The 23287-nt window shown below is 74.5% G+C and carries 21 protein-coding genes and 1 riboswitch; of the genes, 11 read left to right on the forward strand and 10 right to left on the reverse strand.

Annotation, left to right across the window (positions count from 1 at the left end):
- Positions 1 to 131: 131 nt before the first annotated feature.
- Positions 132 to 935, reverse strand: a complete 804-nt coding sequence (locus tag AB0946_RS09580) for an alpha/beta fold hydrolase (RefSeq protein WP_366760008.1) — start codon at positions 933 to 935, stop codon at positions 132 to 134.
- Between the two features lie 88 nt (positions 936 to 1023).
- Between AB0946_RS09580 and AB0946_RS09585 the strand changes: the two genes are divergently transcribed.
- Positions 1024 to 2364: a PLP-dependent aminotransferase family protein gene (locus tag AB0946_RS09585; protein WP_366760009.1), complete on the forward strand. Its 1341-nt coding sequence runs from the start codon at positions 1024 to 1026 to the stop codon at positions 2362 to 2364.
- Positions 2365 to 2717: 353 nt separating this feature from the next.
- Here the strand turns inward: AB0946_RS09585 and AB0946_RS09590 are convergent, their stop codons facing one another.
- Together AB0946_RS09590 and AB0946_RS09595 are read right to left on the reverse strand one after the other, a co-directional pair.
- The gene (locus AB0946_RS09590) at positions 2718 to 3620 is read right to left on the reverse strand and encodes a hypothetical protein (protein ID WP_366760010.1); all 903 of its coding nucleotides are present in this window, start codon (positions 3618 to 3620) and stop codon (positions 2718 to 2720) included.
- A 298-nt stretch (positions 3621 to 3918) separates the two neighbouring features.
- On the reverse strand, positions 3919 to 4434 hold the full coding sequence (locus AB0946_RS09595) for a hypothetical protein (RefSeq protein WP_366760011.1): 516 nt from the start codon (positions 4432 to 4434) through the stop codon (positions 3919 to 3921).
- Positions 4435 to 4584: 150 nt separating this feature from the next.
- On the opposite strand from AB0946_RS09595, the gene AB0946_RS09600 reads away from it, so the two are divergent.
- Together AB0946_RS09600 and AB0946_RS09605 are read left to right on the forward strand one after the other, a co-directional pair.
- Positions 4585 to 5808 (forward strand): PP2C family protein-serine/threonine phosphatase, encoded by a 1224-nt coding sequence (locus AB0946_RS09600; RefSeq protein WP_366760279.1) that lies wholly within the window; start codon positions 4585 to 4587, stop codon positions 5806 to 5808.
- A gap of 182 nt (positions 5809 to 5990) precedes the next feature.
- Positions 5991 to 7136: a hypothetical protein gene (locus AB0946_RS09605; protein WP_366760012.1), complete on the forward strand. Its 1146-nt coding sequence runs from the start codon at positions 5991 to 5993 to the stop codon at positions 7134 to 7136.
- 3 nt (positions 7137 to 7139) lie between these two features.
- On the opposite strand, the gene AB0946_RS09610 is transcribed toward AB0946_RS09605, so the two are convergent.
- A complete protein-coding gene (locus AB0946_RS09610; protein WP_366760013.1) occupies positions 7140 to 9113 on the reverse strand; it encodes an Ig-like domain repeat protein in 1974 nt (657 codons plus the stop codon).
- A gap of 860 nt (positions 9114 to 9973) precedes the next feature.
- Between AB0946_RS09610 and AB0946_RS09615 the strand changes: the two genes are divergently transcribed.
- Positions 9974 to 11317, forward strand: coding sequence for a helix-turn-helix transcriptional regulator (locus tag AB0946_RS09615; RefSeq protein WP_366760014.1), 1344 nt, complete (start codon positions 9974 to 9976; stop codon positions 11315 to 11317).
- A 4-nt stretch (positions 11318 to 11321) separates the two neighbouring features.
- Here AB0946_RS09615 and AB0946_RS09620 read toward each other — a convergent pair whose 3' ends face one another.
- Complete coding sequence (locus AB0946_RS09620) at positions 11322 to 12110, reverse strand: hypothetical protein (RefSeq protein ID WP_366760015.1); 789 nt, start codon at positions 12108 to 12110, stop codon at positions 11322 to 11324.
- Between the two features lie 248 nt (positions 12111 to 12358).
- Between AB0946_RS09620 and AB0946_RS09625 the strand changes: the two genes are divergently transcribed.
- Complete coding sequence (locus AB0946_RS09625; protein ID WP_366760016.1) at positions 12359 to 13321, forward strand: nucleoside hydrolase; 963 nt, start codon at positions 12359 to 12361, stop codon at positions 13319 to 13321.
- Between the two features lie 3 nt (positions 13322 to 13324).
- Here AB0946_RS09625 and AB0946_RS09630 read toward each other — a convergent pair whose 3' ends face one another.
- Positions 13325 to 14407 carry a HoxN/HupN/NixA family nickel/cobalt transporter gene (locus tag AB0946_RS09630; protein WP_366760017.1) on the reverse strand — a complete coding sequence of 361 codons (1083 nt, stop codon included), beginning with the start codon at positions 14405 to 14407 and terminating at the stop codon, positions 13325 to 13327.
- Positions 14408 to 14434: 27 nt separating this feature from the next.
- Positions 14435 to 14617: riboswitch (cobalamin riboswitch) on the reverse strand.
- 81 nt (positions 14618 to 14698) lie between these two features.
- Here AB0946_RS09630 and AB0946_RS09635 point away from each other — a divergent pair.
- Positions 14699 to 15049: a metalloregulator ArsR/SmtB family transcription factor gene (locus tag AB0946_RS09635; RefSeq protein WP_030640383.1), complete on the forward strand. Its 351-nt coding sequence runs from the start codon at positions 14699 to 14701 to the stop codon at positions 15047 to 15049.
- 79 nt (positions 15050 to 15128) lie between these two features.
- Positions 15129 to 16787 (forward strand): glycoside hydrolase family 13 protein, encoded by a 1659-nt coding sequence (locus AB0946_RS09640; RefSeq protein WP_366760019.1) that lies wholly within the window; start codon positions 15129 to 15131, stop codon positions 16785 to 16787.
- Positions 16788 to 16793: 6 nt separating this feature from the next.
- On the opposite strand, the gene AB0946_RS09645 is transcribed toward AB0946_RS09640, so the two are convergent.
- Positions 16794 to 17552: a DUF4142 domain-containing protein gene (locus AB0946_RS09645; protein ID WP_366760280.1), complete on the reverse strand. Its 759-nt coding sequence runs from the start codon at positions 17550 to 17552 to the stop codon at positions 16794 to 16796.
- A 224-nt stretch (positions 17553 to 17776) separates the two neighbouring features.
- On the opposite strand from AB0946_RS09645, the gene AB0946_RS09650 reads away from it, so the two are divergent.
- From AB0946_RS09650 to AB0946_RS09660, 3 genes are all read left to right on the forward strand, one after another.
- Complete coding sequence (locus AB0946_RS09650; RefSeq protein ID WP_366760020.1) at positions 17777 to 18463, forward strand: DUF6445 family protein; 687 nt, start codon at positions 17777 to 17779, stop codon at positions 18461 to 18463.
- Positions 18464 to 18544: 81 nt separating this feature from the next.
- Positions 18545 to 19210: an SDR family NAD(P)-dependent oxidoreductase gene (locus AB0946_RS09655; RefSeq protein ID WP_366760021.1), complete on the forward strand. Its 666-nt coding sequence runs from the start codon at positions 18545 to 18547 to the stop codon at positions 19208 to 19210.
- Positions 19211 to 19310: 100 nt separating this feature from the next.
- Positions 19311 to 20258 (forward strand): MIP/aquaporin family protein, encoded by a 948-nt coding sequence (locus AB0946_RS09660; RefSeq protein ID WP_366760022.1) that lies wholly within the window; start codon positions 19311 to 19313, stop codon positions 20256 to 20258.
- A gap of 21 nt (positions 20259 to 20279) precedes the next feature.
- Here the strand turns inward: AB0946_RS09660 and AB0946_RS09665 are convergent, their stop codons facing one another.
- Both AB0946_RS09665 and AB0946_RS09670 read right to left on the reverse strand, forming a co-directional pair.
- The gene (locus tag AB0946_RS09665) at positions 20280 to 20957 is read right to left on the reverse strand and encodes a L,D-transpeptidase (protein WP_366760023.1); all 678 of its coding nucleotides are present in this window, start codon (positions 20955 to 20957) and stop codon (positions 20280 to 20282) included.
- Positions 20947 to 21465 carry a SigE family RNA polymerase sigma factor gene (locus AB0946_RS09670; protein WP_366760024.1) on the reverse strand — a complete coding sequence of 173 codons (519 nt, stop codon included), beginning with the start codon at positions 21463 to 21465 and terminating at the stop codon, positions 20947 to 20949. Before AB0946_RS09670 ends, AB0946_RS09665 begins: the two co-directional genes overlap by 11 nt.
- Before the next feature lie 178 nt (positions 21466 to 21643).
- On the opposite strand from AB0946_RS09670, the gene AB0946_RS09675 reads away from it, so the two are divergent.
- On the forward strand, positions 21644 to 22675 hold the full coding sequence (locus AB0946_RS09675; RefSeq protein ID WP_366760025.1) for a L,D-transpeptidase: 1032 nt from the start codon (positions 21644 to 21646) through the stop codon (positions 22673 to 22675).
- On the opposite strand, the gene AB0946_RS09680 is transcribed toward AB0946_RS09675, so the two are convergent.
- On the reverse strand, positions 22611 to 23279 hold the full coding sequence (locus tag AB0946_RS09680) for a hypothetical protein (protein WP_366760026.1): 669 nt from the start codon (positions 23277 to 23279) through the stop codon (positions 22611 to 22613). The genes AB0946_RS09675 and AB0946_RS09680 overlap by 65 nt on opposite strands.
- Between the last annotated feature and the right edge of the window lie 8 nt (positions 23280 to 23287).

Genomic DNA, 23287 nt, shown 5'->3' on the forward strand with positions numbered 1-23287 from the left:
GCACTGTCCGGTCCCGTCGGTGCAGGGTGAGGTCCACGACGAGGGCACGGTGGCCGGTGCCGGACACGCGTGGGAAGCGGGCGCCGGTCGCGGTGAGGTCCCGGGACACGGCCCGCGTCCGGAGCGCTGGGTCACACGGGCGAGCCCGCGTTTCCGCCGTCCAGCCGCGCCAGGAATCGTGCCAGCGCGCGGTTGAACTCCTCGGGACGCTCCAGGTTGGGCAGATGGGCGGCGCCCTCGACGACGTGCAGGACGGAGTCCGGGAGGGACGCGTGCATCGCCTCGGCGCCGGCGACCGGGGTGTAGGTGTCGTCGGCGCCGACCAGGACCAGGGCGGGCACCGGCAGCGCCGCCAGCAGGGCGCGGTAGTCGGGGCGTTCGGCCCGGCCGCGCAGCGCGGCGGCGGCGCCCTGCGGGGAGGTGGCCGTCATCATGCGGTGCACGTGTGCCTTGACCTCGGGGTCGGCGTAGGGCGCCACCATCTTCTCCAGCACCTCGTCGGCGTAGCCGCGCATGCCCTCGGCGAGCAGCCGGGCGGCCATGGCCTCGCGGCCCCGCCGGCCCTCGGGGGTCTCGGCCTCGGGGAAGGTGTCGGCGAGGACGAGGCCGCGGAGCCGGTCGCCGCAGCGGGCGGCGCACTCCATGGCGATCTGGCCGCCCATGGACAGGCCGGCGAGGACGAAGGTGTCCACGTCCAGGTGGTCCAGGAGGTCCGCGATGTCCTGGGCGTGGCGGGCGAGCGGGACCTTGCCGGGGGTCACGGGGGAGGCGCCGTAGCCGCGCAGGTCGGGGGCGATCACCCGGCGGGTCGCGGCGAACTCGGTGAGCTGCGGCTGCCACATCGTGCGGTCGAAGGGGTGGCCGTGGACGAGGACGAGGGGGACCCGGGAGGGGATTCCTGGGTCTTTGTCCTCGAATGCGAGGAAGGGGGGCATGGCAACGACCCTAGGAGGCGGTCGTCGCTCGGTGCAATAAAATCTTTGCCCTCGGTGCAATCCAACCGGTCCGGGAACAGGGGGAGTTGTGGACGACTACCGGCGCATCGCCGACAGGATCGCCGCCGACATCACCGGCGGGCGGCTGCGCCCCGGCCAACGGCTGCCGCCCCAGCGGGCGTTCGCGCGCCGGCATGGCATCGCGCCGTCGACGGCCGGCCGGGTCTACGCCGAACTCGTGCGCCGGGGGCTGGTGGTGGGCGAGGTCGGACGCGGCACGTTCGTGCGGGCGACCGCGCCGGACGGACAGCCGGGGATCGCCCTGACCGAGGCGGCCGGGGCCCCGCTGGTCAACCTGGAGCTGAACTACCCGTCCGTGCCCGGCCAGGCCGGACTGCTCGCCCCGGCCCTGGCGCCGCTGCTGCGGCCGGACGCGCTCGGCCAGGCGCTGCGGCCGGCCCCGGTGGCGGGCACCCCGGCGGCCCGCGAGTCGGTCGCCGCCCTGCTCGCCCGGAGCGGGCTGCGGGCCGGGCCGGAGCGGATCCTGTTCACCGGCAACGCCCGCCAGGCCATCGCCGCCACCCTCGCCGCGCTGGTCCGGCCAGGCGGCCGGGTCGGGGTGGAACCGCTGACGTATCCGCTGGTCAAGGAGATCGCGGCGCGCCTCGGGCTCGTGCTGGTCCCGCTGGCCGCGGACGCGGAGGGGCCGCTTCCGGATGCGGTGGCCGCCGCCCACCGCGCCGCGCCGCTGTCCGCGCTCTACCTCCAGCCGGCCCTGCACAACCCGACCTCCCGCACGATCGGTGCCGGGCGGCTGCGGGAGCTGGCCGACTGTGTCCACAGGCTGGGGACGCCGGTGGTGGAGGACCGGATCTGGGCCTTCCTGGACACCGGGGGCACTCCTGCGCTGGCCGCGCTCGCTCCCGGCCTGGTCCACCTCGTCGACAGCCTGTCCAAGCGGGTCGCTCCCGGACTCACCGTCGGCTTCGCCGTCGTGCCGGAGGACCGGGTGGAGGCGGTGGCTCGGGCCGTCCGCTCCGGCGGGTGGAGCGCGGGCTCCTTCGCGCTGGAGGCGGCCGTGCGCTGGCTCGGCGACGGCACCGTGGACCGGCTGGTGGCCGCCAAACGGCAGGACGCGCGGCGCCGGCAGCGGCTGGTCGCCGAGCGGCTCGCCGGGTTCACCGTACGGTCCGACCCGGCCGCCTACTTCGCCTGGTGGGAGCTGCCCGCGCCCTGGCGGGCGGACACCTTCACGGCCGCGGCACGGGCACACGGCATCGCCGTCACCCCGGGCACGGCCTTCTGCGTCGACCCGAGCCGCACACCGGACGCGGTCAGACTCGGACTGGGCTCGGTGCCGGAGGCGTGCCTGGGGCGGGCGCTGGAGACGCTGGCCGGGATCGCGCGGGGTGGGGCGGCCGGGGGGTGAGGGTGGGCCGGGCCGATCCGGGGGTCGGGTGCGGGGTGCCGGTCGGGTGTGGGCCGGGGGTGGTCTCGGAGGGGTGGTCGGGGGCGCTCGCCGATGGTGCGTGTGGCGGGGTGGCCAGGGGCCGGGGTGGGTCCGGAGCCGGGGTGGTGTGGGGGTCGGGCGCGGGGTGCCGGTCGGGTGTGGGTCCGCCCGGGGCGGGCGCCGGCGGGCCGGGGTCGCGGGGCGACGGGAGGGCCGGGGCGGGCCCGGGGCCGGCAGCGGTCCGAGGTTCTGCGCGGGGTGCCGGTCGGGTGTGGGCCGGGACGGGCGCCGGTGTGGTGCGGGGTGGGTGGTGAGGCGGACATCGGGCGTGGTCAGACTTCGGCCCGGGAGGGTGTCGTAGGGGTGGTCGGGGACGCGCGCGGGGGGCGGGGCGGGCGGAGGCGGCGGATGAGCCAGGCGGCGAGGGCGACCGCAAGGCCGAGGCCCAGCAGCAGCCAGGCGGTCGTGCGCAGGGTGCCGGTCAGGGCGTCGTAGACGGCGCCCGCCGCCGGGTGGGGCACACCGGCGGGCAGGTCGGCCAGGGTCAGGCCGCGGCCGACGGCCACGGCGCCGGCGAGCAGGGCGCCGCCCAGGGCCGTGCCCAGGCCGGTCGCGACGACGGCCCGGCGCCGGTGGACGGCGAGCGCGATCCCGCCGGCGGCGAAGACCACGGCCGCCACCGGCAGCCAGAAGCCGGCCACTTCGAGCACGTGGTACCCCTTCCGGAGCTTGGTCAGCCGGTCGGCCGGGAGTACGGGGACCTCGGTGTGCTCCACCGGGATGTGCGCCGCGAGCGTCACGTGATCCTGGATGAGCTGGCGCTTGACCTGGGCGGTGACGGGGGCCAGGTCGACGGTGACGGCGCGCTCGTCCTGTCCGCGCAGGGCGCGCAGCACGGCGTCGTGGGTGATCCGGTTGCCGGTGTCCCAGGCCAGCCGGAAGGCGCGGGTCTGGGTGAAGGAGCGCACCGCGTCGTGCACGAACGGCCGGACCGAGCCGCGTACCGGGCGCACGTCCAGGTGCTCGTCCACCGCGCGCAGGATGCCGTCCCCGACCGTGTCCACGACGGCTTCCCGCACGGCCGGGTCGGCGGCGAGCGGTGCCATCGTGGTGACGTACCGGCCCGTGTCGGCCAGCCCGTACGCCGCCCAGCCCGCCAGCGCGCCGAACGGCACGAGGAGGCAGGAGAGGGCGATCAGTACGGCCGACAGGGCGCTCCTGAGGCGTGAGGGCACGCTTCCAGGCAAGGGCCACCCCGGCCGGAGCGCGAGCGGACGGACTGCGTTCGGGTGCCCTCCGGTGGAGGGTTCCCCCGAACGGGTGTTTCCTGGTGCTGGGGGGAACGAAGTGGCTGATGTGGGCCACTGGGGGCACAGGGGAGCGCGTGGCCCCCGGCCGCCCGGCCGGGGTCCACGCGCCGCTCGGCGAACCGGCCCGGCGGGACCGGCACCCCGCTCGGTCCCCGGCCGACGCGACCGGCAGCCGTCCCGGGCCTCCCCGGAAGTCCCGGCGTCGCGGCGGACCCCGCCGGCCTCAGCGGACCCGGCGGCCGAAGGCGTCCTCGCGGGTGTAGTAGCGGTAGAAGAACGTGGCGAAGGTGGCCGCCGACCCCAGCAGCGACATCAGCACCGCCCGTGACACGTCACCGCTCTGGCTGGCGCTCTGGGTGGGGATGAAGCTGCCGTGCTGGTTGTAGAGGAAGCCGAACGCGCAGCCGACGAACGCCGTCCACAGCAGCGCGTGCACCTCCCGCCGCATCCGGGGGCCCAGTGCCAGCAGCGTCGCGCACAGCACCGCGAACACCAGCGCGCTGAGGAAGCCGAGCAGCAGGTTCCCTCCGGTGATCGGGCCGCCGACGCGGTCGTTGGCCGCCACCCAGTAGCCGTAGACCAGCCCCAGCGCGACCGAAAGGACCGGCCGGCCGATCGCGTGGGCGCGCGCGTCGAAGACGTCGGGCGGGCGCCGGACCACGTCGGACGACCGCCGCTCCGCCGCGGGCGTGCGGCCGGGCCGGGTCATCCCGCCGGGCGTGGGTGCCGCTTGGGACATGAGAGCACTCCTCTCTGCTCGCCCCCGTGTCCAGGGCACACCGGGGCGCACGGCCTGGCAAGTCGGCCAGGGAGGTGACGGTGCCCGGATGCGTGCCGTCCTCCCCCGTGGTTCGCTGGAGGACATGGAGGGCCGGGCGCCGTGACGGAGATGGAGTTCGGGCGGGGGCGCCATCCGCTGCTGCGGATCCGCGGGGCGGGCGTCGCGTGGCTGCCGCCCCTGCTGCTGCTCGTCGGCGTCATCGCGCTGGACTTCGCCACCAGCGAGAAGTTCCGGATCATCACCTGGATCGTGCTGGTCCCGGGCATCGCCGCCGCGATCTGCGGGGTGTGGACGACGGCCGCCTACGGCGTGCTGTCCGTGGTGACGTACGTCCTCGTGGACAACGCCTGGCCCGACCAGTACCAGGCCGGGTTCGGCGACTTCCTCCTCGTCGCCCTCGGCGGCGCCCTCGCCACCCTGGCCTCGGTCGTGCGCGTGCGTGAGGAGCGGCACGCCGGGCACATGCGGGACATCGCCGAGACCACCCGGCGCACCGTGCTGCGCCCGCTGCCGCCGTGCTGGGCCGGGCTGGAGCACGCGGGCGTGTACCTGGCCGCCGACGTCGACGCCCGGGTGGGCGGCGACTTCTACGACATCCAGCCCAGCCCGCACGGCACCCGGGTGCTCGTCGGTGACGTGCAGGGCAAGGGGCTGGGCGCGGTGGAGGCCGCGGCCGCGCTGCTCGGCACGTTCCGCGAGGCCGGCTACCACGAGAGGGATCTCGGGACCGTCGCCGATCGCCTGGAGACCCGGATGCGGCGGCACCGCGCCCACACCGCCGCGCTCGGCCGGAACGACGGCGACCGTTTCGCCACCGCCGTCCTCATCGCCTTCCCCCACGGCACCACGGACACGATCGACGTCACGAACTTCGGCCACGAGCCCCCGCTCGCCGTCGGCCCGCGCGGAGTGCGCGAACTGCCCGCCGGCGACGGACTGCCGCTCGGCCTCGGCGACCTCGCGGGCGGCCGGCCGCCCGTGCACCGGGTGCCGCTCGCCGCCGACGAGACGCTGCTGCTGGTCACCGACGGGGTGACCGAGGCCCGCGACGAGCCCGGCGAGTTCTACGAGCTGGCCCGCGAGGTGTCCCGAGCGGTCCGCGCCGACCCCCGCCGCTGTGAGCCCCGCCGGCTGGTCCGCCGGGTCCGTGACGGCGTCCTGCGCCACAGCGGCGGCTGCCTGGAGGACGACACGACGATCTTCGCGGTCCGGCGGCTGCCGGATGACGGCGGGCGGCCCGGCGCGGCGGGCACGGCGCGCGCGGGCGGCGTGGCGGGTCCACAAGCCCCGGAGGCCGGCGGCTTCGGCACCGGGTGGGTGCGGGGTGGGTGACGGCGCACACGGGTGACGGGGAGTCCCGGACGGGGGCCGGTCACCGCGCGAAGGGGGGTGTTTGCCAGGGGGACGCCTCGGTTTGCAGGCGCAGCGGTTACGGTGCTGGCTGGAGAACGGATCCACGGGGCCCCGGGTACGCGGGGGTCGCGGGGTCCACAGGGTGACTTGGGGGAGGCACGATGCCCGGAACCGTGCTGCTGCTCGCGGCTGCGCCGCTGGGCCGGGGGCGCCTGGTGGACGCGGCCGGTGTCCTGCCGGTGCTGGCCGCGGTCGCCCCCGCCGTCCTGTCCGGCACGGACACCGCGAACGTCGTCGAACTCGCCGATCCGCTGGAACCGCAGGCCGTCCTCACCCGGCTGCGGGCCGCCGCGGCCTCCCCCGGCCCGCTCACCGTGTACGTCACCGGCCAGTTGCAGCTCGACCGCCGACAGCACCAGCCGCACCTCGCGCTGGCCCGCACCACGCCGGCCACGGTCCGCTACACCGCGCTGCCCTGGCACTGGATCCGCGAGGAACTGCGCCTGCGCTCCGCCGCCGACACCGCGCTCGTCGTGGACCTGCACGCGGACGCCGAGGCCTGGCGGCACGTCACCGGACACGGCCTCGACTCCGGCCGCAACACCGCCGTGTACGGCCGTGTCGCCCCGGCGGCGGGACGGCGGGGCCTGGCGGAGCCGGCGTACATGAAGACGGTGGCCACGCTGCTGCGCAGCGGCCACCGGCCCCCGCTGGGGGAGTTGCACCAGCAGGCGGTGGGCCGGATCGCGCGGGAGACGACGGGCAACCTGCTGCTGGCCGACGCGGGGGGCCACGCCGTACCCGTCCCGCATGTCCCGCCGGCCTCACCGGCCTCCCCGACCGCGTTCACCACGTTCACCGCTCCGCTCCCCTCCCCCCGCGCCGAGGACCCGCACGCCGCCATCAGTGCCGCCGTGCGTGCCGGCCGGCACGCCGAGGCGGACGGGATGGCCGCCCGGTACGAGGCGGAGGCGGTGCGGGGCTACGGCGCCGCTTCCGAGCAGGCGCTGCACTGGAGCGAGGTGCGGGCCGATCTGGCGATGTTCGCGGGGGACCCGGTGCGCAGCTGCCGCGCCTGGCTGGCGGTGGCCGAGACGCGGCTGGCCGCCGGGCAGGCGGTGGACGCGCCCGCCGTGGAGGGGGCCGTGGACCGCGCCCACCACCAGTGGACCCGTATCAAGGACACGGCGCGGGCCCGTGAACTCGGGCCCGCGCTCGCGGAGGTGCGGCTCAGGGTGCCGGGACGCCGGCGCGGCGCGCTGGAGAGCGTCCGGCGGGAGCTCGGCCGGCTCCAGGCCGCCCGGTGAGCCTTACTTGGTGAACGTGAAGTACTTCCAGGCGCCGTGCGTCGTGGAGTTCACGATGTCACCGGACGAGCTGTTGATGTACGACGAGCGCACCCGGAACCGCCAGCCGACGTCCTCGGCGTGGTTGCCGGTGATGCGGACCTTGGAGACGCCGTCGGAGCCCAGCTTGAAGTAGGCGGGGTCGCCCGGGTACCAGCGGCCCTGGTAGTACACCTCGAACTCGAACTTCTGCGCGCGGCCCGGGTAGTACGACATCTTCGTCGTGATCAGCGGGTCCTTGGTCTTGTGGAAGAAGTAGTACGTGTGGCCCCACGCCGACTTCGCCTTGTAGTGGCTGCTGACCGAGGTGGAGACGCTGACCCGGGCGCCGACGGTGCTGGCGGCGGAGGCCGGCTTGTAGCGGGAGTCGCCCGCGAACTTCGCGGTGACCTTGGTGTCCCGCTTGAGGTCCAGCGTGACCGACAGGTTGCCGTCGGAGTTGACCTTGCCGGACTTCACGCGCTTGTTCGGCTTGTCGCCGCCGAACGGGTCGGCCCAGATCTCCACCGTGCGGTTCTTGTACGTCTTGCCCAGGTGGGCGGTGAACTTGACGTCCTTGCCGTACGAGTACACCTTGCCGTTGTTGTTGATCGTCAGCGTCGGCTTGGCGCGGGAGACGTCGACGGAGTCCGAGCCGGAGGCCGCCGTGTGGACGGCGTCGCCGGCGTAGGCCACCGTGTACTTCACCTTGCCGCCGGCCGGCGGGGTGTCGGTGAAGGAGAACGTGCCGTCGGCCTTGGTGACCGTCGCCGCGAGCGCCTTGCCCTTCGGCGACTCCAGGTCGGTGCGGGTCACGGTCAGCTTGGTGTCGGCCGGGACGGCCACCTTGGAGCCGACCTTGCCCTTGACCGTGAGCTTCTTGGCGCGGGTGGCGGTGGCCGGCGCGTCCACGGTGACGGTGGTGACCGCCTTGGTGGGCGCGTTCAGGACGCGGAGGGAGAACACGCCCTCGCTGTTGCTGGTGACCGCGAACAGCCGGGAGCCGTCCGGGGTCCAGGCCAGGCCGCCCCGGGCCAGCAGGTCGGAGCCGCTGGTGTTGCCGGTGTTGGGGAAGTCGTAGGTGCGGACCGCCTCGCTGGTGCCGGGCTTGAAGATGTAGACGTCCGGCTCGTAGGAGCCGGAGATGCCGGCCGCGACCGTGCCGTTCGGCGCGATGGCGACGGAGTTGGGGTACGCGTCCGTGACGTACTTGCCGTCCTCGTTGAGGTCGGACGTACGGAACACCTGCTGGTAGTACGGCGCGCCGCTGGCCACCACGACGTCCTTGCCGTCGGGGGTGACCTGGAGGTCGCCGAGGTTGCTGCCCGCCTCGCGGGTGCTCGCCAGCTTGGTGGCGGTGCCCGACGCGACGTCGTACGAGGCCAGTTCGACCGGGCTCTGCCCGACCGCGCCGGCGACGAGGGTGCTGGAGCCGGGCGCGGCGTCCAGCAGCGGGGCCGAGTACCAGCCGCTGTCCTGGCCGAGCGTGACCGTGTGGTCCTCGGCGGCCAGGTCGACGGAGCCGATGTTGCCCGCGGCGTCGCCGCCGTAGCCGAACCACAGCTTGCCGCCCGCGAGGGCGACGCTGAGCGGCTTGTCGCCGACCGGGTACCGGGCGGTCTCGGTGTCGGTGGCGGTGTCGTAGACGGCGACGGAGTCGAGGTCCTGGACGGCCGCGTAGAGCGTGCCGGAGTCGGCGGACAGCTCCAGGCCCGCGACGCCGGACAGGTTGGTGGTGAGCTGCTTGACGACCTTGCCGGCGTAGTCGGTGACGACGATCTTGCCGTTCAGCGGGTCGCTGATGAAGACCTGCTGGTGGACGGCGTCGACGACGATGTCACCGGTCGTCCTGACGGGCAGGATCTGGCTGGAGTCGGCGAAGGCCGGGGTGACGGCGAGGGCCGCCGAGCTGAAGAGGACCGCCAGGGTGGTGGCGGCTGTGAGAGAGCGCTTGCGCACGCTGATTCGAACCCCCCGGAACGAATGAGAAGAAAGACATGGGCGCCGCGTGGGCAGGGCGATGCGTCCGCCCCCTGTGCATGAGCCGTGTGTGCCTGGTGCGGCGAGTGTGGAAAGACTAGGTCATGGCACTGACAAAAGCGCGCGGGCCCTGGCGGCAGGTGCGTGGACATCCGGGGCGCCCGGGGACAGTCCGGGCGTGGTGCGGAGCGGATCAGGAAACGGGCCGTCCGGGGTCACGCGCTTGCGCCCCCTGAGCCTGCCGCGGCGCTCCGGGCCGGCGTCCCCGGGGGGCCCGAGTGTTCCGACCTGCCGCTTCGGACGGCCGTGGCGGCCCGTTGCTCGCGGGCGTCGGCCGTACCGGAGCCCGGGCGATCCCCCTTCCGGGCCGGTGTTCCAGCCGCAGCCGGGTACGCCGGCGCGCTGTCCCGGACGGCCGTCGCCGTCAGCGGTTCGCGGGCGTCGGTGACCGGGCGTCGGTGGTCCGGGCGTCTGGGGTGGGCCGCGCTTCCGGGGTGCCCGGGTGTGCCGGTCCGGGCGCCCCGGGCCGTCAGGGGTTCACCTGTTGGGTCGTCGCCGGTGCCGGGGGCGTGTCGGCCGCGCGGGCCGGGCCGGCGTTCGCCGCGAGGAGGAGGGCCGCGGCGGCGATGACGGCCGCGATGATCCCCCGTGCGGTGGAGGTTCGGCCGATCGGGCGGATGCGGGAGTGGGGCGGTGCGTAGGGTGCGGATGTACGTCCGGGCACGGCGACCTCACAACACAACAGCGGCGTGTTAAGCATGTTTAATTCGCCGTTTAACCTAGGGGCTGCCGAAGCGCAACGGCAAGGGGTGACAAGCCAGTTGGGGGGAGCAGGCGGCATGCGGGAGCGGGACGACCCGGAGGTCATCGGGCGGCGGGTACAACGGCTGCGCAATCAGCAGGGGCTCACCCAGCGACAGTTGGCGGAGCCCGCGTACACGCCCGCCTACATCTCCACCCTGGAGGCCGGCCGGGTGCGCGCCTCCGACGAGGCGTTGCGGCACATCGCCGGCCGGCTCGGCGTCGCCTTCGAGGAACTGGCCGTCGGCCGGCCCGCCCACCTCGCCACCGGCCTTCGGCTGCGGCTCACCGAGGCCCAGCGGGTCCTCGCCGACGGACGGGCCGAGGAGGCGGCCGCCCAGTACTCCCTGCTGCGCGCGGAGGCCGAGGCCCACGCGCTGAAGCACGAGCACGCCGCCGCCCTGCTCGGGCTCGGGGAGTGCGCGCTGGAGACGGGCCGGCTCACCACGGCGCGCGAGTGCTTCGAACAGGCCGAGGAGCGGCTCGCCGACGAGACCCTGCCGGTCCGGGTGCCCGCCCTGCGCGGCCGGGCCGTCGCCCACTACCTCGCCGGCGAACTCCGGTACGCCGTCTACCTCCTGGAGACCGCGCTCGACGAGCTGAACCGGGGCGGACTGCACGACCCCGACGCCCTCCTGCTGCTCTACGCCAGCATCATCGGCCCGTACATGGACATGGGCGCCCACGCCCGCGCCGCCCAGGCCGCCGAGTTCGCCCTGGCGCTCGCCCCGCAGGCCGGCGACCCCGCGCTGATCGCGCGGATGCACCGCTCGGTGGCCCGCACCCTGCTCGCCGAGGGCCGCGCCGACGAGGCCGACGCCTCCCTGGCCAAGGCCGCCGAGCTGTACCGCCGGCTGAGCCTGCGCACCGAGCTGGCCAACTGCCACTGGATGCGCGGCTACGTCTGCGCCCAGAACGGCGAACTGGAGCGCGCCGAGGACGAGTTGCGCCAGGCGCACACCATGCTGTCGGAGACCCGGGCCGCCCTGTACCGCAGCCAGGCCGCCGTGGAGCTCGCCGACGTCCTGCACCGCCGGGGCAAGTCCGAGGAGGCCGCCGAACTGCTGGAGGAGGTCCTCGGGGACTTCTCCTCCGAGCGCGGTGCCGTCCACGCCGCCGGCGCGCACCGCCTCCTCGGGATCATCGCCGAGGACGCCCGGGACACCGAGGCGGCCGAGGAGCACTACGTCCGCGCCCTCAGCCTCCTGGAACGCGCGGGCGCCGCCGGCGACCTCGCCGACCTGTGCCGCCTGCTCGGCGACCTCTTTCGCCGTACGGGCCGTGTGGAGGCCGCCCTGGACGCCTACCGTACCGGCCTCGGCCACCGCACCGCCCCCGGCACCACCACCCTCGGCCCGGCCCCCGCCCAGCCGCCGCTGTGAGAGCTCACACCTGCGCCCGGCCCTGCTTGCGGATGTCGGCCAGGCGCAGGGCGCCGATCTGCACGGCCGCCTGGGTGGCGTCGTTCGGCACGTCACCCAGGCCGCCGTTGGTCAGCGCGAACGCGTCCTCGCCGACCCGGACGGCGGCCACGTCCAGGGTGAGCAGGAACTCCTGCTCGTCGGGCGTCGTACCGGCGACGGTGACGCGCAGCCCCTGGCGGGCGTCGCCCACCTCGGGCAGCGGGGCGTCCACGACCCGCACGTCCTCCACGAGCCCCAGCTCGGTGGTGGCCGTGAACCGCGCGCACCGCGCCGGAAGCGTCCGCAGCCACGCCAGCACGGCGTCGACGTCGGACGGGCGGCGGGCGCCGATCTGGTAGCGGAGCTGCGCGCCGGTGTCGGCGTCGTCCAGGCCGGCGGTGACGCGGGCCGGTCCGCCGAGCAGTTCGTCGCTGTAGAGGGCGTCCAGCAGCCGCTGGCACTCCCCGGCCGAGGTCCGCGCCTTCAGCAGCCCGTCGTGCCAGGTGGCCGCGCCGCGCGTGGCGGTCCAGGGATCGCCGAGGTCGCTCGGGCCGATCAGCGCGGCCTGCGCCTGCCCGTCGCTGAGCGAGGAACCGCCGGCCGGCGCGGACGGCCTGGGTGTGGGGGCCGGCCGGTCGAGCGTGGGCAGGGGGTGCGGCGCGCTCGCCGGCTGCTTGAGGCCGAGGGCCGCGCAGGCGCCGGCGGTCAGCAGGCCGGCGCCGATCAGGGAGAGGGACACGGCACGGGGGAGGTGGGGTATCTCGGGGGACATCGGTGCCTCCTGGGCTGCGGGCGGCCGGGGTGCCTGGTTCTCACGGCACCACCGCCCTGACCTGCGCACCAACGCTCCGGGCCGTACGGGTGAGGGGGCGCAGGTAAATCCGTGGCGCGGCCCCCGCGGGGCCGGGGACGGCGCCCTCCGCGCGGCGCGCCCGTCTGTGCCCGTCGAGCACGACGGCACCGGAGACCGCCCCGGCACCCTGGGCTGATCTAAGGTCGGCACGACGGAAGGAGTCCGCCGTGGACGGTCAGCCCATCCCCGTGATCATCGACTGCGACACCGGTGTCGACGACGCCCTGGCGCTGCTGTTCGCCGTGCGCCACCCCGGACTCGACCTGCGGGCGGTGACCTGCGTGGCCGGGAACACCGACGTGGACGGGGTGGTCCGCAACACCCTCACCGTGCTGGAGCAGGCGGGCGCTCCCGCCGTCCCGGTGGCCCGGGGTGCCGAGCGCCCGCTGCTGGAGCCGGCCCGCCCCGCCCCGGTGCACGGCGCCGACGGCATGGGCGACCTGGGCCTGCCCGCGCCCACCCGGACTCCGGTGGACATCGACGCCGTCAGCCTGCTGCGCCGGGAGATCCTGGCCTCCCCGCGCCCGGTGACCCTGATCCCGACCGCGCCGCTCACCAACATCGCCCTGCTGCTGCGCACGCACCCCGAGGTGACCCGGAACATCGAGCGGATCGTGTTCATGGGCGGGGCGGTGGCGACCGGGAACGCCACGCCGGTCGCGGAGTTCAACGTCTGGCACGACCCGGAGGCGGCGGCGATCCTGCTGACCGCCGGGGTGCCGATCACGATGTACGGCCTGGACGTCTTCCAGCGGGTCGTGGTGGACAGCGCCGAGGTCCACCGGCTGCGCGCGAGCGGAGAGCCCGGCACCCGGCTGGCCGGTGAGCTGCTCGCCCACCGGCCGGCCCACCAGGGCGAGCCGCCCCAGGCCGAGGAGGCGGGCGGCCTCGGCGACGCGGGCGCGGTGTGCGCGGTCGCCGACCCGCAGGGCATCACCACCCGCCGGCTCCCGGTCGAGGTCTCCCTCGCCCCGGGCCCCGCCCGGGGCCAGACGATCGTCGACCGCCGCCCCCGCCCCGGCGAGTCCGAGATCCACGAGGGCGGACGCGAACGCGCCCTGGTGGACGTGGCGTTGGAGGTGGACGCCGACCGGTACGTGAAGCTGTACCTGGAGACGGTCGCGCGGTAGGCGCTACTCGGCGGCGGACGGGGAGACCGCCCAGCGCTCCTCCACCCGGGCGACCTTCCAGTACGCCAGCGCCGCCGCCCACACCAGGACGAACAGGCCGACGATGAGGTAGCCGACGTTGTCCAGGTCCAGGCCGGCGATCCAGCCGGTGATGTCGTCGTGCAGGCCGAACTTCTCGTGCAGGACGCCGACCAGCTCGATGGTGCCGATGAAGAAGGCGACCGCGACGGACAGACCGGTGATGGCGAGGTTGTAGAAGACCTTGCGGACCGGGTTGGAGAACGCCCACTGGTAGGCGAAGTTCATGAACGTGCCGTCGAGGGTGTCGAACAGGCTCATCCCGGCGGCGAAGAGCAGGGGCAGGCAGAGGATCGCGTACCAGGGCAGCCCCGCCGCCGCGCCCGAGCCCGCCATCACCATCAGCGTGACCTCGGTGGCCGTGTCGAAGCCGAGGCCGAAGAGGAAGCCGAGCGGGTACATCTGCCCCGGCCGCGAGACGGACTTCGTCAGCCGGCCGAGGACGCGGTTCATGAACCCCCGCGAGTCCAGGTGCTGTTCGAGCTCCTTCTCGTCGTACGCGCCCGCGCGCATCGCCCGGAAGACCTTCAGGATGCCCACCAGGGCGATCAGGTTCAGGGCGGCGATGAGGTAGAGGAACGTGCCGGAGACCGTCGTACCGAGGAAGCCGAGCACCTGGTGGGTGGTGGATCCCTCGTTCATGACCTTCCCGGCCAGCGAGGTGCCGCCCGCGATCAGCAGGGCCAGCAGCACCACCACGCTGGAGTGGCCCAGCGCGAACCAGAACCCCACCGACACCGGCCGCTTGCCGTCGGCCATCAGCTTGCGGGTGGTGTTGTCGATCGCCGCGATGTGGTCGGCGTCGAAGGCGTGCCGCATGCCGAGGGTGTAGGCGGTGATGCCCAGCCCGACCCCGAAGACGTCGGAGCCGACCTTGTAGTGCTCGGGCGCGACGAGGACGTAGAGGATTCCGAACGCGACGACGTGGAGGGCGACGATCACCGCCAGCAGCCCCACCGTCTTGACGGTGTCCTCACGTCGCCAGCGGAAAGACGTGGCATCGGCCATGGGTTCACGCTCCAGCACCTCGTGGATCACTTCGTGAGCTGCCGTGGCCGGTCTCCTGGCTTACGGGTCGTACGTCCGCCGTTCCTGCCTTCCCGGTCTGCGACCAGTGGCCCGGCGGTGCCGGACGGAACGGGAACTCCCCGATCACAGTGGCGAGGGCCGCGTCGACCTTCCATCGACTTCCCGAGCACCACGGCCCGCCCACCGTAGAGGGGCACGCGGTTTCCTGCATAGCTGCGCACCTGCGCAGGTATCGAAGATCACAAAGAGGGGGCCTGCCAGACTGGCCCCATGCATCTCGTGCCTGCCGACCGAGCCGACCGTCGTTCCATCGACGGGCACCGGGTCTGCGAGGCGATCGCCGCCATCGGTGAGGCGGGGCGTCTGCGCACCTGGGCCGACCGTTTCTCGCTGCTCGCCGACGCCAACCGGCTGGCGCTGCTGGTCGCGCTGCACCGCACCGGGCCGCTCGCCGTGTCGGACCTCGCCATCGCCACGGGGATGAACGACCCCGCCGTCTCCCAGGCCCTGCGGCTGCTGCGGGCGGCCGGGGTCGTGGCGGGGGAGAAGGAGGGGCGCGTGGTGCGGTACAGGGTGGTGGACGCGGACGTCCGGGGGCTGTTGGAGCACTGCGTGGGCTGAACGGCCCTGCAAGGTTGCCTTTCCGGGCAATGTGGACAGATACAGATTCCGTACCGTCGTCCGTCCCCTGGGAGCCCGTATGGCAGACCTCTCGCCGGACCTCTCGTCCAGGAACCCCGACTGGTGGCGGCAGGCCGTCGTCTACCAGGTGTACCCGCGCAGCTTCGCCGACGCCGACGGTGACGGCCTCGGCGATCTGCGGGGCGTCACCGAACGGCTGGGCCATCTCGCCTCCCTCGGCGTGGACGCCCTGTGGCTGAGCCCCTTCTACCCCTCCGAACTCGCCGACGGCGGCTACGACGTCATCGACCCGCGCGGGGTCGACGAGCGCCTCGGCACCCTGGACGACTTCGACGCCCTGGTGGGCGAGGCGCACCGGCTCGGGCTCAAGGTCGTCGTGGACATCGTCCCCAACCACACCTCCCACCTGCACCGCTGGTTCCAGGAGGCGCTGCGCGCCGGGCCGGGGTCCGCCGCCCGGGAGCGGTACGTCTTCCGGCCGGGGCGCGGCGCGCACGGTGAACTGCCGCCCAGCGACTGGCAGTCGGTGTTCGGCGGCAGCGCCTGGCGGCGGGTGCCCGACGGGGAGTGGTACCTGCACCTGTTCGCTCCCGAACAGCCCGACCTGAACTGGGACAACGAGGAGGTCCGCGCCGACTTCCGCGCCACCCTGCGGTTCTGGTCGGACCGGGGCGTCGACGGCTTCCGCGTGGACGTCGCCCACGGTCTGGCCAAGGACCTCACCGAGCCGCTGCGGGACATCGGCGGCATCGGCGCGACCGGCGAGCAGGCCCTGCCGCTGGTGCCGCCGGGCAGCCACCCGTACTGGGACAGGGACGAGGTCCACGAGATCTACCGCGACTGGCGCAAGATCTTCGACGCCTACAGCCCGCCGCGCACCGCCGTCGCCGAGGCCTGGGTCCCCGGGGCCCGCCGCGCCCTGTACGCCCGCCCGGACGAACTCGGCCAGGCCTTCAACTTCGAGTACCTGGAGGCCCGCTGGGACGCGGAGGAGCTGCGGGACGTCATCGCCGCCTCGCTGGTCACGGCCCGGGCCGCCGGCGCCTCCGCGACCTGGGTGCTGTCCAACCACGACGTCGTGCGGCACGCCTCCCGGCTCGCGCTGCCGGCCGGCACCGACCCGGCCGCCTGGCTGCTGTCCGGCGGCACCGCGCCCGCGATCGACACGGCGGCCGGACTGCGCCGGGCCCGGGCGGCGACCCTGCTGATGCTGGCGCTGCCCGGCTCCGCGTACCTCTACCAGGGGGAGGAGCTCGGCCTGCCCGAGGTGGCCGACCTGCCCACCGAGGTGCTCCAGGACCCGATCTGGGAGCAGACGGGCCATGTCCGCAAGGGCCGCGACGGCTGCCGGGTGCCGCTGCCGTGGACGACGACCGGACCGTCGTACGGCTTCGGGCCCGGGCCCGGCTGGCTGCCGCAGCCGGCGGCCTTCGCCGCGTACGCCGTGGAGGCGCAGGCCGGCACCGAGGGTTCCACGCTGGAGCTGTACCGCTCGGCCCTGCGGCTGCGCCGCAAGCTCCTCCAGGGCGAGACGCTGACCTGGACGCCGGACGCGCCCGCGGACGTCCTGGACTTCGCCCGCACCGAGACCTGGCGGAACGTCACCAACCTCGGCACCGAGCCGGTGCCGCTGCCGCCGGGCGAGGTCCTGCTGAGCAGCGGCCCCCTGCCGGGCGGCAGGGTCCTGCCCCCGGACACCACGGTCTGGCTGGCCTAGAGCCTCCTAGCCGGCCGACGGAACCGGGCTGGGTGTCAGGCCGCCGCCCGCACCGCCGCCGCCCGTGCCGCCGCCGAGGCCGCCGAGGTCCAGCGGGGTGGACGTGGCGGTCGGCGGCGGGGTGAGCACCACCTCCGGCTGGCCCGCCGGCGGGGCCGGCGGCGTCAGGTCGGACGACGGCAGCTTCGGCGGGGTGGTCTGGTTGAAGATGGTCTGGTCGAAGTCGACCAGACCGGTCTTCTCCATCACCGTGATGTGGTCGAGGACGGTGTCGTTGGCCTGGTCGGCGAGGGCCCGCACCAGCGAGTTCTTGGTGGTGGAGCGGATCTTCGCGATCGTGTTGAAGATCGAGCCGTGCGTCATCCGAAGGATGTTGGCGAAGTCGGTGTCGAACTGCTTGCCGCTCTCGGCCTTCAACTGGTTGACGAAGCCGACCTGTTGCGGACTCGCCACGTTGGGGAGCGTGATGTTCAGCATGGGGCCGATCTTGCGGCAGGAGGCGTCCAGCGCGGCGTGCCCGTCGATCAGGTGCTCACTGGCCGTCCGGACGCCCTTGCTGGAGCCCTTCTGGAGCCCGATCTGGCCGAGCGGGTACTCCCACAGGCCGGCCGCCCGCACCTTGACCACGAAGTCCCGGTCCGCCTCGGTGAGCGGTCCCCACTGCGTCTGCGCGATGATCCGCGACTGTGAGCTGGAGACGGTGCTCAGCCCGAGCATGCTCGGGTAGGCGAGGGCCGCGAGGGTCAGGGCCATCGCACCGCCCACGAAGAGAGTTCCCGTCGCGTTCCGCGAAAAGCGCACCGTTCCTCCTGCCTGTGGGTCCCGCCCGTCGTTCGGACGCACAGCAGTACGGAGGCGGAGGCCGTTCGTCTCAGTGCGCGCGGGTAAAGAATCTTCCGGGACGGTTGGCGGAAGGTTGACCGCCGCGCGGCACAAGGTTGACCACTCCCCGGGAGAAGGCAGACCGGGACCACCCCTAGATTCGCCGCATGCCCCCACCGCAACCGCCCCGGCCCCCCGCCGCGCTGCCCGTCCTGCCCTACCGCAAGCCCACCCGTGGCCGCGACTACTGGGTGCTGGACGACGTCCTGCCGGACGCCGACGCCGTACGGGAGCGGTGCCTGGCCAAGGACGACTGGGCCGAGGGGTACCCGTACACCTCCGAGACCTGGCCCGGTCTGCGTGCCATGCCCGCCCTGGAACCGGGGGAACTCGCCCGGGTCGAGCGGCTGGTGCGGAAGGCGACCGGGGCGCGGGAGCTGTGGGTGCAGCGGGCGCCGGGCGGCGGCACCCTCAACCACAACTGCGTCCAGGTGGTCGGCGAGGGCGAGAGCGAGCCGCGCCCGCACACCGACTCCCGCGCGCTGTGCCGGTACGCGGCCGTGCTCTACCTCAGCCGCGGGGTGCCGGGGGACTGCGGGACCGCCTTCTACCGCCAGTCGCTGCCGGGCGGCCGGCTCGGCGGCAACATCGTGCAGGCCCCGCACACCAACCTGGTCGAGGCGCTGGGGACGCGGTTCGTCCCGGCGGACCACTTCGAGGAGGACGTCCGCGTCCCGCACCGGTACAACCGCCTGCTGCTCTACCACGCCAACCTGGTGCACAGCGCGACCGGCTACTTTGGCCGGACGCTGGAGGAGAAGCGGATGACGGCGGTGTTCTTCTGGATGGCCTGACCGGTACGGCCGGCACCGCCCGCCCCGGTCCCCGGCCGCGGGCGGTGTGAGGAGGCCGGGTGCGCGGTACGGATGACCGGTATGAGCAGTGTCGCCATCGTGGGAGCCGGGCCGGGACTGGGGACCGCCGTCGCACGGCGGTTCGGGCGCGAGGGGTTCGCCGTCGGGCTCGTCGCCCGGGACAAGGGACGGCTGGACGCGATCGCCGACGCACTGGCGGCCGAGGGCGTCACCGCCCGCGGGTTCGCCGCCGACGTACGCCGGCCGGAGGGGCTGGCCGCGGCGCTGGGCGAACTGGCCGACGCCCTCGGGACCGTGGAGGTGCTCCAGTACAGCCCGGTGCCCCACCGCGACTTCATGCGGCCCGTGCTGGAGACCCGGCACCGGGACCTGGTGGGGCCGATCGAGTTCTCCGTGTACGGGCCGGTGGCCGCCGTGCAGCAGGTGCTGCCGGGCATGCGGCGGCTGGGGCGCGGGACGATCCTGTTCGTCAACGGCGGCAGCGCCGCCGTACCGCATCCCGAGCGGGCCGGCACCTCGATCGCCTTCGCGGCGGAGAGCGCGTACGGGCACCTGCTGCACGACCGGCTGGCGGGCGAGGGCATCCATGTCGCCCAGCTGGTCATTCCGGGGGCCATCACGGCAGGTCACGAGCGCAAGGACCCGGGCGTGCTCGCGGAGAGGCTGTGGAGCCTGCACCGGGAGCGGCACGGGTTCCGGCACTACGCCGACGACCTCGACGGCTGAGCGGCCGCTGACCGGCCGGAAGCGGTCACCCTGCGCGGAGTGACGTTGTGGGCCAATATGGGGCTATTGGCCGCTTCGGTCTCTTCACAAGGGGGCCTCCATGGCTGTCGACATTCCTCCGCTCGTCAAGACGTCACGGCTCAGAAGCCGGGGCGGGCTGCTCGGTGAGTGCCTGGCGGAGTTCCTCGGGACCTTCGTCCTCATCGCCTTCGGCTGCGGTGTGGGCGCGATGGCGGTCGCGGCGCTGCCCGGTTCGGGCCGGGCCGCCACCCCCACCACGATCTTCCTCGCGGCCGGTGACTGGCTGCTGATCACCTGGGGCTGGGCGCTGGCCGTCGTCTTCGGCGTCTACGTGGCCGGCGGCGTCAGCGGCGCCCACATCAACCCGGCGGTGACCCTGGCCATGGCCGTGCGGCGCGGCTTCCCCTGGGCCAAGGTGCTGCCGTACTGGTTCGCGCAGGTCGTCGGCGCCCTCACCGGTGCCGCGCTGGTCTACCTCGTCTACCACAACGCGATCGACGCCTACGACAGCACCGTGACGGGACCGAAGGTGAACGGGCACACCAATGCCACGTTCTCGATCTTCGCCACGTTCCCGGCCCCTTACTTCCACGGCGGCATCTGGGGGCCGCTCATCGACCAGATCGTCGGCACGGCCTTCCTGCTCATGCTGATCGCGGCCGTGCTCGACCTGCGCAACCAGGCCGTGAAGGCCAATCTCGCCCCGCTGGTCGTGGGCTTCGTCGTCGCCGCGATCGGCATGTCCTACGGCGCGAACGCCGGCTACGCCATCAACCCGGCCCGTGACTTCGGGCCGCGCCTGCTCACCTACGCGGCGGGCTGGGGCAGCCTGGCGTTCCCGGGGAGCGTGTCGGGCTCGTTCAGCGCGTACTGGTGGATCCCGATCGTCGGTCCGCTGGTGGGCGGCGTGATCGGGATCGTGGTGTACGACCTGTTCATCGGCGACGTACTGCTCCTGCGGTCCGAGCTGGCCCGGCTGCCGGAGCCGGGCAGGGCGTCACCCGTACGGACCAGCGACGAGGAGTAGGCAGCCGGGGGAGCAGGGGCGTCACGTGCCGCTGCCCGTGATCGTGACCTTCGTGCCGACGGCCGTGTGCTCGTACAGCCAGCGGGCGTCGGCGGAGCGCAGGGCGATCAGGCCCAGGGTGGAGGGGCGGCGGCCGGGCACGTCGGCCGTGCCGTCGGTGCCGTAGAGGTAGTGCTGCTGCTGCCGTGGGCCGAGGAAGGCCAGCACCCAGTCGTGCCGCTCCACCTCACCCGTCGGCGAGGAGCTGAACCGCGCGTGCCGGAGGCGCTCGGTGACCCGGGCGACGGCGTCGTCGCGGAACGGCCGGTTCATGCCGGGCGCGGACAGGGGGAACGTCCGTCCGCCCGCGCGGAGTTCGAGGGCCGTCAGGTCGATCCTGATCTCGCGGACGGTGCCGTCCTCGGGGGCCGGCGGCGGCGCCGGGGCGTGCGTGGAGGCGGTCGCGGCGGGCGGCGGCGCGGGCCGGTCGGCGCCGTCCAGCAGCGTCGTACCGGCGAGGACGGCCGCGCCCGCGACGACCAGCCCGGCCGCGGCCAGTCCGGCCCGGCGGGTACGGCGGCGCCGCACGGCCCGGCCGCGCACGGCCGCTCCCGGGACCGAAGCGGAGCGCCTGCCCTGGGCGGCCACCTCGCCGAGCGCCCGCGTGAGCCGGTCGGCGACTTCCCCGGGCCCGGCCGGGCCCGACGGATCATGAGGCATGCGTGGCCTCCTTCGTCCCGGTCATGGTCTCGGCCTCCTCGGGCGACAGGTGGCGGGCGAGCGCGGCGCGGCCACGGGCCAGCCGGGCCTTGACCGTCCCGGCGGGCGAGCCGGTCTCCGCGGCGATCCGGTCCACGCTCAGGTCGCACACGTGGTACAGGACCACGGCCAGCCGCTGGGCGGGGGGCAGCCGGCGCAGGGCGGCGACCAGGGCGACGTGTTCCGGACCGGGGCCCGGGGTCTGCGCCGGCGGCGCGTCCTTGCGGACGAGTTCCAGCCAGCGCCGGGCCCGCCGGAAGCGGCTCACCGCCAGCCGGGTGGCGACCGTGCGGATCCACGCCTCCGGCGCCTCGGCCGCGTCGAAGGACGCGCGCCGGTCCCAGGCCCGGACGAAGGCCTCCTGCACCACGTCCTGGGCCTCGGCGTGGTCGCCGGTGAAGGCGTACAACTGCCCCACCAGCCGGGGGAACGCGGCCGCGTAGAACGCGTCGAACTCCTCCTCCGTCATCGGCCCCCCGTGTCCCCGTCGTCCCCGTGTCCCCCTCGTGGGAAGGCCGATCCTACGGCGCCGCGCGGGGCGTCCGGCCCGGCGCCGCGGAGCCGGGAGAATTCCGCGGACCCGATGCAACCCGGCCCCCTCGTCGTGCGTACAGGCCGTGTCAGCACACGTTCCAGGGGGGAATTCCGTGTCCACACACGACGCGACGGGCCGTGCCCACGGCCATCCGGCCGGCCGCTCCACCGCTCTGCGCGCGCACCGCCGCCCGCGCACCGCCCTCGGCGCCCTCGCCGCCGCCTGCGCGCTCGTCCTCGCCGCCACCGGCTGCGCGGCCACCACCTCGTCGGCCGCCACCTCCGCCACCACCGGCCCGGCCGCCCCGGCCGCGCACCGGCCCACCGCCGCGCCCAGCCGGACCGCGCCCGCCGTCCCCGAGCCGGCCGTGCTCGCCCGGGCCCGGGTCAACGTCGGCGAGGGCGCCACCGTCGGCATCGGCATGCCGGTATCCGTCACGTTCCCGGAGCCGGTCCCGCGGGACCGGCGGGCGGCCGTCGAGCACTGGCTCACCGTCGGCACCGAGCCCGCCGTCACCGGCGCCTGGAGCTGGGTCAAGGACCGCAACCTGCTCGAAGGACAGCGCGTCGACTACCGCCCGCCCGCCTACTGGAAGCCCGGCACCCGCGTCACCCTGCGCGTCGGCAGCCACGCCGTACGGCACTTCCGCATCGGCCGCGCCCTGACCGCGACCGTCGACGTGCGCGCCCACACGATGACCGTCACGGAGGACGGCAGGCCCACCACCCGCATCCCCGTCACCGCCGGCCGGCCCGGCCTGGACACCTGGAACGGGACCATGGTGGTGATGGACAAGCAGCCCCGGGTCTACATGGACTCCCGGACCGTCGGCCTCGGCGACGCCTACCACGGCTACTACGCCTGGGCCGTGCACGTCACCACGTCCGGCACCTACGTCCACCAGAACCCGAACGCCGACACCTACGCCGGCCGGTCCAACGTCACCCACGGCTGCGTCGGCCTCGCCACCGACGGCACCGCCGAGCGCTTCTACCGCCGGGTCATCCCCGGCGACGTCATCCGCGTCACCGGCTCCAAGGACACCGTCGAGGCCGGCAACGGCTACGGCGACTGGAACCTCAGCTGGTCCGAGTGGCTGGCCCACGGCGCGGCCCCCAGGACCGGCGCGGCGCCACGGTCGTGACCACCCGTACGGCGCTGGGCGCGCGGGGCGTGGAACCGAACCCGAACCGCACGGGGGGCGCGACCGGCGCGAGCGGGCCCTGGTCCCGGCCGTCGTACACCGTGGTGGCCGACACGACCGGGAGCAGGTCCAGGGCGCCGTACCACTCGCGCCGCCCGCCGCCCGCGCTGCCCCGGGTGCGCACGCCGAGCAGCAGCCGGGCGGGCGGGTACGTCAGCACCGTCCAGGCCGGCCGGGCGGCGAGCGGCGCGGGCACGGCGCGCAGCAGCCGGCCCATGGCGCCGCGCGGGCCGGTGGTGAGGCGCAGGTCCAGCGGGCCGGCCGTGATCTCCCAGTGCCGGCCCGAGACGCGTACGGTGACGGGCGTGACCCGCACGTCGTCGAAGGAGTAGGTGGCGGCGATGAAGTCGGCGGTCCGCCGGGAGGGCGCCAGCAGCAGCCGGTGCCCGTCCGCCCGCTCGACCATGACGTCGCTGAACCGCCCGAACGGCGACCGGCCCCAGTGGCCCAGCACCACCCGGGTGCCGGACGCCGTCCCGGTCCCGACGATCCACCCGTCGAAACGCGTCCGCGTCCGCCGGCCGGGCAACGCGTCACCCGTCACCGCGGCAC

Origin of the sequence: Streptomyces sp. NPDC046870 (assembly GCF_040704595.1) — a bacterium.
Taxonomy (GTDB): domain Bacteria; phylum Actinomycetota; class Actinomycetes; order Streptomycetales; family Streptomycetaceae; genus Streptomyces; species Streptomyces argyrophylli.

Coding starts and splice junctions, on each gene's coding strand:
- AB0946_RS09635 (WP_030640383.1), top strand. CDS start 14,699: ATGCATCTCGTGCCTGCCGACCGAGCCGACCGTCGTTCCATCGACGGG.
- AB0946_RS09580 (WP_366760008.1), bottom strand. CDS start 935: ATGCCCCCCTTCCTCGCATTCGAGGACAAAGACCCAGGAATCCCCTCC.
- AB0946_RS09665 (WP_366760023.1), bottom strand. CDS start 20,957: ATGCCTCATGATCCGTCGGGCCCGGCCGGGCCCGGGGAAGTCGCCGAC.
- AB0946_RS09615 (WP_366760014.1), top strand. CDS start 9,974: ATGCGGGAGCGGGACGACCCGGAGGTCATCGGGCGGCGGGTACAACGG.
- AB0946_RS09600 (WP_366760279.1), top strand. CDS start 4,585: ATGGAGTTCGGGCGGGGGCGCCATCCGCTGCTGCGGATCCGCGGGGCG.
- AB0946_RS09660 (WP_366760022.1), top strand. CDS start 19,311: ATGGCTGTCGACATTCCTCCGCTCGTCAAGACGTCACGGCTCAGAAGC.
- AB0946_RS09595 (WP_366760011.1), bottom strand. CDS start 4,434: ATGTCCCAAGCGGCACCCACGCCCGGCGGGATGACCCGGCCCGGCCGC.
- AB0946_RS09605 (WP_366760012.1), top strand. CDS start 5,991: ATGCCCGGAACCGTGCTGCTGCTCGCGGCTGCGCCGCTGGGCCGGGGG.
- AB0946_RS09650 (WP_366760020.1), top strand. CDS start 17,777: ATGCCCCCACCGCAACCGCCCCGGCCCCCCGCCGCGCTGCCCGTCCTG.
- AB0946_RS09640 (WP_366760019.1), top strand. CDS start 15,129: ATGGCAGACCTCTCGCCGGACCTCTCGTCCAGGAACCCCGACTGGTGG.
- AB0946_RS09620 (WP_366760015.1), bottom strand. CDS start 12,110: ATGTCCCCCGAGATACCCCACCTCCCCCGTGCCGTGTCCCTCTCCCTG.
- AB0946_RS09670 (WP_366760024.1), bottom strand. CDS start 21,465: ATGACGGAGGAGGAGTTCGACGCGTTCTACGCGGCCGCGTTCCCCCGG.
- AB0946_RS09630 (WP_366760017.1), bottom strand. CDS start 14,407: ATGGCCGATGCCACGTCTTTCCGCTGGCGACGTGAGGACACCGTCAAG.
- AB0946_RS09655 (WP_366760021.1), top strand. CDS start 18,545: ATGAGCAGTGTCGCCATCGTGGGAGCCGGGCCGGGACTGGGGACCGCC.